This window comes from Periweissella cryptocerci, assembly GCF_004358325.1.
GTDB lineage: Bacteria > Bacillota > Bacilli > Lactobacillales > Lactobacillaceae > Periweissella > Periweissella cryptocerci.
In genome coordinates, this window is record NZ_CP037940.1 from 714,703 (window position 1) to 726,703 (window position 12,001).

Here is a 12,001-nt window from a genome sequence, read left to right on the forward strand (position 1 = left end):
AACAAAAAGGACATATTAAATGTCCATCACCACGTTCCAACCGACAAAAATCAAAAAGTATGCGAGGTTATTTATTATGTCCCAAGACAATTGTATCTTACGTGAGTTAAATTTAAAAGATAAAAACATCCATTTTACCGACAATGAAGCAGGAGAATGGAACTATTTTGATTATCGTGGTCGCGGAGACAAGCGACATAAATGCTTAATTTATACCGCTAATTTAACCTATTCCGTTAGCCGATGCAGTGACTGTGGTTTTCGTGATTGCGTCGAGCACTGGGGGTGGACTTCAACCGAGATGCGACTCACTGGCACGAGCTTGTGGGATGTGCGCTTAGCGCTGCGTAAACAACGTTTTCACTGTAAGAATTGTGGTAATACATTTACAGCAGCGTCATCCGACTTCGAAAAGAACTGCCAAATTTCACGAAACACGAAAGTAATCGTAAAACAGAATCTAAACGAAGATATGATGACAGAAAAAACTGTAGCTAAGCACCTTCATATCTCACCTAATTCTGTACAACGAATCGAATATGACGCAATATACGAAGGCGGACAATACAAGTATCAATACAATTTTAAAACAACAATTACCGAAGCTATTTTCCATGGGATGAGTTCCGCTCAGCCAATGATCAGTTTAGCTTTATTTGGTGTGATGCCACTTCAATCAAGCAATTTGAAGTACTGCCCAATCGACTAACCAAAACAATCAAACAATATTTTCTTGGATTTTCACTAGCTAATCGGAAGCGTGTTAAGCACGTTGTCATGGATATGAACGCTCAATACGCCAGTTTCATTAAGTTCTTATTTCCGAACGCAGAAATCATTATCGACGGCTTCCATATCGCTCAGCGTATCGGTAACGCCTTGGATAGTGTTCGTAAGAACATTCAAAAACGCATTGATGATAAACAAAATAATCGAGCCTAATAAAAATCATGAAGAGTCAAATGGAAATCTTCCACATGATGTATGAGGATCTCGAAAAAAACCGAAACCTTATTACAATGCGTGGAATTAATGAATATCTAACACAAGAACAAGCGATTGGCATCGTCTTCGACGAATATCCTGAATTTGGTCAGGTTTGGACTGCATATCAGGAAATTATGAAAGCAATGCATAACAAAGATTTATCAGGTTTCGAAGACATCATCACTCATTACACGATTATGGGAAACGATATGGACAGCGCAATTTCGACTTTCGCCAAGAATTATAAGGGAATTCAAAACAGCATCACCTCGAACTATTCAAATGGACGCGTTGAAGGTATGAACCACAAAATCAAACAGCTTAAACGTAACTCGTGTGGTTACAAAAATATGGCTCACTTACTCTGGCGAATCCGTCAGATTTTTTAAGATGTCCCAATCTCCATTTATTTGGCTCATATGTCACTCCGTTCCATCCTCGCAAAATAAACAAAAAAGGAACCAGAATCCATTAAGATTCTAGTTCCAAAATAGTCCTACCAACAGAATTTGACACAGAGCCGAAAAACCGAGCCATTTTGTATACAACAGAAAGCATCAAACTGCCTGCTCTCGTTTTTTTATTTTAAGCTTCAATCTCAGCAACAACGTCTCTTGCAACTTGCATATCACCAATATATGGTGTGTCGACCCCGTTGATTTTTTGGTATGGATCTAAACCTTTACCGGCAATCGCAACAACATCCTTATCCGTGCTCATTGAAATAGCTTGTTTAATGGCTGTTGGGCGATCCATTTCGTAGTGGACTTCAACTTTTTCAGTATCCGTTGCAGCTGCAATTTCATCGGCAATTGCTCGCGGATCTTCGTATTGTGGATCATCAGCAGTTAACCAGACCACGTTAGCTTGCTCGGTAAGCGCTTGTCCAAAACCAGCCCGTCGAGATTCCGCCTTATTTCCTGGTGCCCCTAAGACGACGATAACACGGCCCTGTGGGTGTTGAGTGTGTAGGAACTTCATTAACGCTTTCATCGAGACATAGTTGTGGGCATAATCCACATAAACTACACCATGACTCATCGTTTGAAATGATTCCATCCGCCCAGGTACCGTGACTTCATTCAGTCCTTGGATCATGGCCGGTTGGGTTGCCCCGGCTAATGCTGCCGCAATTAGCACACTAGCTGCGTTACTTTCATTGTAATCCCCAGGCACATTTAACGTGTAGTCACCAGCAATTGCCAATGCGTCAGCCTTGCTGGTATTGGTTGTAACATGCATTTTACTATCATGTAAATCAGCTTGACCCGTGAATAAAACATCAACAGGTACCTTAACTTGGGCCGCTTCACGTGCGTAAACATACACATCGGCTTCGTCGTGGTGACGCATTGCCGCCGCATAAACATCAGCTAAATAATCAGTTTCGCCATTGATAATAACTTTACGGCTGTTATCAAAGAGCATTAATTTGTGTTCTAAATAATCAGCAAAGGTTGGGTGCTCGGCTGGCCCGATGTGATCTGGTGAAATATTTAAGAAAATTCCCACATCGAATTGTAGGCCGTAGACTCGACTTTTTTTGTAGGCTTGTGAAGAAACCTCCATCACTAAATGGGTCATACCGTAATCAACTGCTTTGCGCATATCATGGAATAAATCCAACGATTCCGGTGTTGAAAGATCTGACTTGAAGTGATCATCTGGGCCTAAAATCCGATCAATTGTCGAAAATAAGGCCGTCTTGCCACCAGTACTTGCTTGTAAAATTTCGTGGGTAAAATAAGCGCCCGTGGTTTTTCCCTTGGTTCCAGTAAACGCGATGATATATAAATCCTTTTCGGGATTATTATAAAAAGCCGCCCCTAAGACTGCCATCGCTTTTTGCACATTGGTTACTAATAAACGTGGTAATTGTTCACCTTCAGTATATTCAACATCCGTGACGTAAGCACTGGCGCCTAATTCACGCGCACTTGTCAAAAATGCCGGCTTAAAATTTCCTTTGGCAAAAAACAAAGTACCAGGAGTCACTTTACGTGAATCGTAACTCACCGCACTAAAATCACCGTTAACATTTCCACGCACATCTTGTAAAAGACTGTGCGCAGTTAAAATTTCAATTGCTTGTTGCCAATTAATGGCCATTTATTTCACTTCCCTAATTTATAAACTTGATTAAAACTTAATTCCCTTAACGGCTCGCAATGTATAGAACGAACCAGTGACCACAATCATGGTCTGGCTATTTTCCCGAATTTGTCGTGCTAATGTGATGGCAGCAGTTGGATCATCGGCAATCGCAACTTCTACAGTATTATTTAATTCTAAAATTTGTGCGGCCAACTCATCCGCCGTTAACGCACGACCTGGATTAGCTGGTGTCACAGCAATTACGCGTGAAACTTGTGGCAATAAATCCTCAAGCATTGATAAATAATTTTTATCGCGTAAAATTCCAAGCACTACCGTGGGTTTGAATGGTAATTTCCAAGCTGCAAGTGACGCAACTAACCCACGAATGCCATCGGGATTATGCGCCGCATCGCGCAAAATATTCTGCGCTGCATTGTATTCCATCCGCCCAGGGAGTTTCGCATTTTTTAACCCATTACGCACCGCATCACTTGAGATTTCAACACCCAAATCGCGCAAAGCATGTACCGCTTGAATCGCGGTGTTCAAGTTCAATACTTGATACTGACCTGCTAAGCCCAAAAACACATCCGTATTGCCATCAACTTTAAGCACTGTACCTTCTGGACTAGCTTTAAATGTTGTGATTACCGGTGATTTACCGTCGTACCACTTTGCCCCGGCAGTTTCAGTTGCTTCCTTCAAAATTCGCTTTACGGCTACATCTTGGCCATTATACGAAATCACAGTCGCACCCGGCTTAATAATCCCCGCCTTGATTTTGGCGATTCCTTCTAGCTTGTCACCTAAAATTGCTTGGTGATCGTAAGAAATCTTAGTAAAAATATCTAGCATCGCACTAGAAATCAAGTTAGTGGCATCTTGTTCCCCACCTAAACCCACTTCTAAAACTACAAAATCTGCGTTTTTTTCCGCAAAACTAACTAATGCAACCAAAGTCCACCATTCAAACGATGAAATATCCTTGATGCCCTTGCCATGTGCTTGGACTACTTTATAGATTTGCTTGAAATATTTAATAAATTCAGCTTCGGTAATCATTTCATCATCAAATGAGATTTGTTCACGACTGGTGTATACCGCTGGACTGGCAAAGTGTCCGACATGATAACCTTGTGCTAATAAAACTTCATTAATCATTTCACCAGTTGAACCCTTACCGTTGGTTCCACCAATGTGAATAATTTTGAGTTGTTCATCTGGATTATCGAGCCATCCAATAACTTCTTTTAAAAATGGAACGCGGTTTTCATGGACCACTCTCCACGATTTATCAAATTTTTTAACTAATTTTACATAATCTTCGTGTACTGTCATATTAAAATGCTCCATCCTACTTGTGTCTAATAATCAACACCGTATAAGTAACTATTTGTGCCGACGAACCAACACCACATAAATATTGCTAGCATATACCCAGCAATCCATATCCATTCCATTTTAGCATATTCCCAGTGTTCTCGGCTGAAACAAATTCGTTCTCCCCACGTTAATACGAATTCTTAACTACTTGCTATTATTTATATCAGCATTATGGGCCGCTTCGCGCTATATGAATCATGTCTCGCCCCGTCTGACGTTGGATTTTATTTTCTGTACTTTTGTTTAAGAGCACTCACGTATCACGGAATATACCTTGGGTACTAGTTTTGAACACATCGCAAAATTAGCGATAACTGATTTGATTAAATCTGCACCCCAAAAAAAATTGTCTGAAAGCAATATTTTCATCACAGACACCTTACCTCAATAAAAACGCAGATTACAAAAAAATAGACATGCTATATCAATAACACATCGATTTCACGAACCAATTTTGATTAGTGTTATTTTACATATAATAAAGTCTGAACAACCACCGAATTACCAATCGATTGAACTTGTGCGTTATTTCAACGGCTCAGTTGGTTTTTCATACACTTCGGCCCCTAACGACTGTTTTTCGCTAGTTTGAGCATTATTCCGAACTAACGAAGTGGCGGTAAATTACTTGGCGGGCGCAGCCTTTACACCGCGACTGGGGTGATATGTGTGCAACACATGTCGCCGCTGAGGATGGGATGAGGAGTCTTAGGAATTTATTCCTTAGGGTCCCAGCTTATCCGAACCGACCAAGACCGCACTTTGGCTTGGGAGGCTGCTTCCAGCGTGGTGCGCCAAGTAATTTACCGGCGCGTAGTGGTCAATTTTATTCAATCCCATGTCAGACTGAATAGAACAAAAAGGGGCTGGGACATAACTCCAGACCCAAAAAGAGCTTAACCAAGTGCTGAAAAGCGTGCGGTTAAGCTCTTTTTAGTATAATTATATGTAAAGATAACGCTGTAACAGCAACGTTATCAAGTCGGTCGTCCCTTATTCACAGTGAGGTATTCCCTATGAAAAATTATAACATGAACCAAATCATGTTGGATATTCCAACGGCTTATGAACCTGATAAAAATCATGTGGCACACTACATTAACGAATTAGTTGAGGACATGGACGTAACTATCTTCTATACTACTGGTCGACCACTTGAGTATGATCCACGATTAATGATGAAACTAGTTTTATTCGCATATACCCGTGGCGTGCGTAGCGGTCGGCGGATTGCCGAGTTCGCCCAAGAAAACATTATTGCGATGTGGCTGACTCAAGAAGCACAGCCATCATATCGCACAAATTAAATCGTTTCCGAGTGTCAGACTTGTCAGAAGCCATGATTAGCTCGGCGGTTTTCGCGTTTCACCAAATTACTTCACGACAAAGGATATATTGATGATGTAATCTATATTGACGGTTACCAAAATTTTAGCGGATGCCAAACAAGTTTCAGTTTTGTGTGGAGAAGAAAACACAATTCGTTTCGATAAAATGAATACCGTCAAAGCTCAACAATTAATTCAAGATATTATGGCAGAACAACAATCATTACAGTTACCAGAATATACTGATTTGTCAGTTGAAGAATTAGACGATGTGATTGCGCACCTAGAATCGTACTTAGCAAAACAAGAACAACAAGTCGTAGCTACACAGAAAGTGTCGCCTAACCCCGCCAAACAAGCGCGCCGGAATACTAAAAAGCACCTTAATAAGGTGAACATATTCGACAAAAGCTAGCGTATCAACACACCAAATAGAAAACTTTATAATGAACGCAATAGCTATTCCAAGACTGATACTGACGCTACTTTCATGCGGGTTAAAGAAGATTACATGCAGAATGGTCAATTGAAACCAGCCTATAATTTACAAATCGCTACCAACGCTCAATTTGTCTTAGGCTATGGAATTTTCCAAAATCCAACTGATACGCGTACGTTGATGCCTTTTGTTGATCAACTCAAACAATACGAAACGTTGGGTTCAACGATTGTCGCAGATGCCGGATATGGTTCGGAAAGTAATTATCGGCAACTCGAAGATGAATACCCAGCTACTACAGTGCTGATTCCATACGGCACGATGTTAAAAGAAACCAGCAAAAAGTGGCAGACCGATGAACGGAAAGTCATGAATTGGAATTACTGTGCGGAAGATGACTATTATGTGGACCCACGAAACGTTAGATTTAATTTTAAACGTCTAAGTAAACGAACTGATAAATACGGATTCGTTCGTGACTTTAAAGTTTATGAAGCTGAAGCTCAGACGGAAAATTTAGAGATATTGCCGGGCTGCCGTTACGCCTAAAGGATATACGAGAAAAATACAGTGAATCCGGCATTTGAATATCATAAAGCGAAAATTAGAAGTGAGTTTTCAAAAGAAGAAAACCAAGCCATCTACGCCCAACGAAAGATTGACGTAGAATCGGTTTTCGGCAGATTGAAAGCTTATTTTGGGTTCACTCGCTTCTCGGTCAGAGGGATCGAGCGAGTGAAACGTGAAGTCGGAATCGCCTTGATGGCAATGAACATGAAGAAATTGGCCACCAAATGATGCCTTTTCGTGAGTAAACAATATATACATAAAAAATAGGCCTCAAGATTTCAAAAAACGAAATCTTGAGGCCTATTTATTTATAACGAGCTAAGGTTTTGTCCCAGCTCCTTTGCAAAATATTATTTATTTTCAAAGTGCCCAAGGAACTTGTAGATTGGACCTTTTACTTTGAATTTTTGTTCATATTCTGTTTCAACATTTGTTTCAAGGTTAGCCGGATCTTCATTGTGCATATCTAACCACAACTTATCAGTCTTCAACCGTGCACCAGCTTCACCATAGTTGGCGAAACTACCTAATGAATATTCAAACAAGCCACGATTATCAGTCTTAAATTCAAGTTCACCGGCTTCTGGCAATACAGCTTGGTAACTCTTTAAGAATGATGCATACGTTAAACGACGCTTTTCATGACCAGTCTTTGGCCATGGATCAGAGAAGTTCAAGAATACTTTGCTAATTTCTTCAGCGGCAAAATACGTATCAACTCCGGCGCCATCACCATAGATGAACTTCAAGTTTGGCAAAGCATCTTCATCTTCATCTGCTTTACGGGCAGCAACAGCCACTGCGCCTTCTTGAATTTCCATTCCGATGAAATTAGTTTCTGGATATTGTTTTGCCATGCCAATAATAAATTGACCTTTACCCGTACCAATTTCAACGTGAATTGGTTGTTCTTTAGCAAAAATACTTTGCCATTGACCCTTCAAACTCACAGCCTTATCTTGGGTAATAACTAAATCAGCATGGTCTGCGAGCCAAGCGACAGCCCATGGTTTCCGACGTAAACGCATATAAAAATCCTCAATCTTCTTATTGTTGTTTTTTAGCTATCCGGCTTGGTACATAGACGAAACTAAAGAGCATAATTTCGGCAATTACTAGCGCTAAGCTAATTAATATTGTTATTAAGTTAAATTGACCAATTAAATTAGCCACAATCATCACAAAGCCGACAATGCTCAAAATTCTTACGAGCACACCGTTGAAATTCTTTTGGCGCGTTTTGGCATCGGTAGGATACAAACGCGTAAAGACGATTTCATCGTAATTATCAAATAATGGTAATAATTGAAAACCAATCAGGTAGACAATTAAAACTAAAATCAGTGGTGTCACGAACTTGTCATGGACAAAGTACGCGGCAACGCCACCAATAGCAGTCAAACGGACTAGTAAACCAAAGTATTCATCCCCCCGTAATAACCCACGCCAATATAAATTGGTATAGACATTATCTTGGTTTTTGGGTAAGCGGTTAAACCAGCCATCAAGCCAAGCCCGACGCTTAGTCTTCCCTTGAATCAAAGGCACATCCGTGAACAAATTGAAGAAGCGATAAATCGACAATTGCCGACTAGCTTCATCTTCAATCGCTTGATTCCAGTTAAACATCCCGTTCCAGAATTTATCCCGGACGATAATGCGACCACCCGCAGCTAGTAAGACAAAGATAAACGCCCACGCCATATCAAGGCGAACCCCGAACAAGGCAAACGTAATCAATGGCAAGACTATCTTCAGCCACAATACATTGTGTTGACTGTAGTAGCTTTGCATTTGGTCATACAAAATTAAGGCCTTAAAGACAATAAAGGTTGGGAACAACCACAATGCTTGAATAAAGCTCGCTTGGAACGCAACTTGTAAGAATGGCAACATAATAATTAATCCAATAATTTGCATGAATTGTGCTAACCACATGCTATGCCAGAAACCTTTTTTCAAGTACCGTTCCATATTCACTTCTTGCGCCATCAAGAATACTTTATCGGCGGGCTTCAATAAGGTTGCGAGACGACCAAGTTGTAGTAACCCAATCATCAACGCCATCCCGATGAATTTTTCCCACCAAGCAAATTCCAATGACTTCAAGAAGCCTGAATACCAGAAGCCTAAACCACCGACAAAAAACATAATCGCGATTGTGAATTGATCATTAAAAACCAGACGTAGATACTTCATCATACGTGCAAAGTGAACCTTGCGCCGTTGCGTAAATAATTCGTTCATAGCTTAACCTTCTTTCGCTAAGGTTAAGTAGATTTCATCTAGCGATTCACCAGCTTCTGGAAATTCTGCCCGTAAATCAGCTAACGTACCTTGAGCTTGAATAACCCCGTTGTGCAACAACACAAACTTATCTGCATGCTTTTCAGCCGTATCTAAGACGTGCGTTGACATCAGCACAGCGGCTCCATTAGCTTTAACTTCATCAATTAAATCTAACAAATCGTGAACTGCTAGTGGATCGAGTCCTAAAAATGGTTCATCGATAATAAACACATCGGCTTCGGTCATGAAGGCATTCACAATCATCACCTTTTGCTTCATCCCTTTTGAGAAGTTAGCAGGGAACCATTCTAATTTATTATCCAAACGGAATATTTTTAGCAAGCGGTCAGCTTTTGCCCACGCCGTTTTTTCATCTAATTGATACGCCATGATGGTTAAATCAAGATGTTCTTTTAATGTTAATTCCTCATAGAGGACCGGTTGTTCTGGTACATATGCAATTTTTTCTTTATAGACGGTTGGATCAGCCATCAATGAATTACCATCAATCGTAATATCACCGTGTTGGGGCGTCAATAAACCAATAATATGATTAATGGTTGTTGATTTTCCGGCCCCGTTCAAACCAATCAGTGCGACTAATTCGTTGTTGCTTACTTCAAAACTAATATCCTTGATAACTGGTACCTGCGAGTACCCGCCGACCAAGTGATTTACTGTTAATGTCATTGTTATTATCGTGGACCTTTCATAATATTTTCACTTATTTGCTTTATAATAAAGTTATACCGATTAAGTATAACATATGGACCACCCTGCGGACTTTATGAAAATGGCTTTTTTTATTTACAATGAACGTTATTGGCTCCGTTATTTCTACGTGGGGCTTCGTTGCTGCACTTGCTTGTAACTGAGTCATTGCACCCAACATTTATCAGCCATAACGCTACCTGCGGCAAATTATTCATCACCGGCAATAATAATGGCCAAAAGGTGACAATTCGCAGTTAATTGGTTTAGAATGGAATATATATATGTAAGCGATTTACTATTAAATAAAACGAGGTAAATAGACATGGACGACTGCATTTTCTGCAAAATTATTAAAGGCGACATCCCTAGCTACACAGTATACGAAGATGATGATGTTAAAGCATTTTTGGACATCACTCAAGTAACTCCTGGACACACTCTACTTGTGCCTAAGAAGCACGTCGCTGATATCTTTGAATATGATGAAACGCTCGCCGCAGCTGTATTTAGCAAGTTACCAAAAATTGCCAAGGCCATCAAAGCCATCAATGGTGATATTCAAGGTATGAACATCGTCAACAATAACGGCCAAGTCGCCTACCAATCAGTCTTCCACTCACACATTCATTTAATTCCCCGCTACAGCTCCGAAGACGACTTCTCAATGAAGTTTGGCGACAACTCAGCCGTGTACGGTGAAACTCAATACGAAGACGTCCAAAAAGCTATTAAAGCCAATTTAAAAGCTTAATTACGCTCAATAACTAATTACAAAGGAGGTCACTGCATGCAAGCAACCAAAGGCTACATCAACAACGTCAAAGAAACAGTCACTGGATATGTTGATCACATGGTTGATTACTTTAAACAATTGAGTACTGAAATCCAAGCGTTAACGACGAGCGTCAAGAAACTGCAAGCTAATGCAACCCAACTACAAGTTGAAGCTGAAAACGTGCAAAAAGTCAGCGATGATATTCAAGTCTCGGTTCGCCGTTTTGAATTCAAAATCAATCCACGTTTGGCGCGTATTAATGAGCGCTTAGACCACATTAATAGTGTGCTAGACAAGACTACTAAAAAATAATAAAGGAGGACCTCCTCATGGCAGATCCAATTCTTTTCAACCCAGCTGATTCAATCGGTAAATTCCATGATCATAACGAAGCCGTCTCAAAAGCGCAAGTTATCAAAGAAAAGCATCAACAAACCGACGATGAACTCGTAATCGCCAAAAACGCAAAAAACGAAGAATTCTTTGTTTTCTACGCCAAAGACGCAAAAAAAGAACCACACGATACTGACGATACTCAAGCATTTGAAGTAACAAAGAAAATTTAAATATTCAAAAAAGGTTATCCACCGATGAGTTCACATACTCGTCAGTGGATAACCTTTTTTCTATTTTTTCTAGCGCGGAATTTGGATATGTGTCTCAGATTGATTCCCACTACGAGGCTGGAACCAGTCTGGACACCGTAATGGAAGACAAGCATTTGAAGCCACAGTGCGGTCTTCAAATGTTTGCGAAGCTTGGTTCGCTAACGCGGTAACCATCTTCACAAATCCATAATCAGTAACGAGCCCCGTTACTGATTATGCCATCACGGTGCGAGCTAAAGTCCAGCCTGTTTCCAGCCTCTTCGTTAGTTTGAGCGGGCAGTCTGACTAGTAGTATGCCGTAATCCTTGTCGCTGCAAGTTTAGCGGTAATCATTAATTCCATGCTTATCTAGCGGAGTGACTGAAAATCACTTTGTGGCCGGCAGGCTTTACACCGAAATGGGACGTGACACCACGTGTCGAGTTTGTCGCTGAGGGTAGAGCCGACCGGGCCTTATTTGTCCAGCATAGCTACAAATGTGAGCAGTCTTTTGGCTTTAGCCATTAGACTGCCAGCTATCCCGAATTGCCCAAGACAGACATCCAGCCTGCAAGGCTAATCTAATCGCGTTAGGATTAGATTCAGTATTTTGTGCAACAAAATGCTGGGATGTTTTGCGTTGCCGGTTCGCAGGCATAAGCAAGCGGCTTGGGCATGTGCTTCCATCTCGGTGCACAATGTGATTTTCAGGCACGCAGTGGCATCATACTTCTCATCACATTTTATAAATTCCACGTCAGACGGAATAGAGCCCTTTATTCAATCCCACGTCAAACAGATAGCAAAAAAGCATTCGCAAAATTTGCGAATG

At 40.7% G+C, this 12,001-nt stretch carries 11 protein-coding genes and 1 pseudogene; 7 read left to right on the plus strand and 5 right to left on the minus strand.

Going from position 1 to position 12,001, the window contains the following annotated elements:
- Window positions 1–76 precede the first annotated feature (76 nt).
- The 3 genes from EQG49_RS03340 to EQG49_RS14035 are packed head-to-tail and all read left to right on the plus strand — an operon-like array spanning window position 77 to window position 1,376.
- Window positions 77–709, plus strand: a complete 633-nt coding sequence (locus EQG49_RS03340; protein ID WP_133362638.1) for a transposase — start codon at window positions 77–79, stop codon at window positions 707–709.
- Window positions 676–942, plus strand: coding sequence for a transposase (locus EQG49_RS14030; protein ID WP_279232833.1), 267 nt, complete (start codon window positions 676–678; stop codon window positions 940–942). Before EQG49_RS03340 ends, EQG49_RS14030 begins: the two co-directional genes overlap by 34 nt.
- A gap of 8 nt (window positions 943–950) precedes the next feature.
- The gene (locus tag EQG49_RS14035) at window positions 951–1,376 is read left to right on the plus strand and encodes a transposase (RefSeq protein WP_133362640.1); all 426 of its coding nucleotides are present in this window, start codon (window positions 951–953) and stop codon (window positions 1,374–1,376) included.
- 196 nt (window positions 1,377–1,572) lie between these two features.
- Here EQG49_RS14035 and EQG49_RS03355 read toward each other — a convergent pair whose 3' ends face one another.
- Both EQG49_RS03355 and EQG49_RS03360 read right to left on the minus strand, forming a co-directional pair.
- The gene (locus EQG49_RS03355; protein ID WP_133362641.1) at window positions 1,573–3,096 is read right to left on the minus strand and encodes a UDP-N-acetylmuramoyl-L-alanyl-D-glutamate--2,6-diaminopimelate ligase; all 1,524 of its coding nucleotides are present in this window, start codon (window positions 3,094–3,096) and stop codon (window positions 1,573–1,575) included.
- A 30-nt stretch (window positions 3,097–3,126) separates the two neighbouring features.
- Window positions 3,127–4,422 (minus strand): bifunctional folylpolyglutamate synthase/dihydrofolate synthase, encoded by a 1,296-nt coding sequence (locus EQG49_RS03360; RefSeq protein ID WP_133362642.1) that lies wholly within the window; start codon window positions 4,420–4,422, stop codon window positions 3,127–3,129.
- Window positions 4,423–5,483: 1,061 nt separating this feature from the next.
- On the opposite strand from EQG49_RS03360, the pseudogene EQG49_RS14150 reads away from it, so the two are divergent.
- Window positions 5,484–7,032, plus strand: a pseudogene (locus EQG49_RS14150) (IS1182 family transposase).
- A gap of 122 nt (window positions 7,033–7,154) precedes the next feature.
- Here the strand turns inward: EQG49_RS14150 and trmB are convergent.
- Genes trmB through EQG49_RS03380 form a run of 3 tightly spaced genes read right to left on the minus strand, consistent with a single transcriptional unit; the run spans window position 7,155 to window position 9,783 of the window.
- On the minus strand, window positions 7,155–7,832 hold the full coding sequence (gene trmB, locus EQG49_RS03370; RefSeq protein WP_133362643.1) for a tRNA (guanosine(46)-N7)-methyltransferase TrmB: 678 nt from the start codon (window positions 7,830–7,832) through the stop codon (window positions 7,155–7,157).
- Window positions 7,833–7,851: 19 nt separating this feature from the next.
- Window positions 7,852–9,051, minus strand: coding sequence for an ABC transporter permease (locus EQG49_RS03375; protein ID WP_133362644.1), 1,200 nt, complete (start codon window positions 9,049–9,051; stop codon window positions 7,852–7,854).
- Between the two features lie 3 nt (window positions 9,052–9,054).
- Window positions 9,055–9,783 carry an ABC transporter ATP-binding protein gene (locus EQG49_RS03380; protein ID WP_133362645.1) on the minus strand — a complete coding sequence of 243 codons (729 nt, stop codon included), beginning with the start codon at window positions 9,781–9,783 and terminating at the stop codon, window positions 9,055–9,057.
- 346 nt (window positions 9,784–10,129) lie between these two features.
- Between EQG49_RS03380 and EQG49_RS03385 the strand changes: the two genes are divergently transcribed.
- From EQG49_RS03385 to EQG49_RS03395, 3 genes are read left to right on the plus strand one after another with little or no spacing between them, the layout of a single operon-like run.
- Window positions 10,130–10,558 carry an HIT family protein gene (locus tag EQG49_RS03385; protein ID WP_133362646.1) on the plus strand — a complete coding sequence of 143 codons (429 nt, stop codon included), beginning with the start codon at window positions 10,130–10,132 and terminating at the stop codon, window positions 10,556–10,558.
- A gap of 36 nt (window positions 10,559–10,594) precedes the next feature.
- The gene (locus EQG49_RS03390) at window positions 10,595–10,894 is read left to right on the plus strand and encodes a hypothetical protein (RefSeq protein WP_133362647.1); all 300 of its coding nucleotides are present in this window, start codon (window positions 10,595–10,597) and stop codon (window positions 10,892–10,894) included.
- 17 nt (window positions 10,895–10,911) lie between these two features.
- Window positions 10,912–11,148 carry a hypothetical protein gene (locus EQG49_RS03395; RefSeq protein ID WP_133362648.1) on the plus strand — a complete coding sequence of 79 codons (237 nt, stop codon included), beginning with the start codon at window positions 10,912–10,914 and terminating at the stop codon, window positions 11,146–11,148.
- Window positions 11,149–12,001 lie beyond the last annotated feature (853 nt).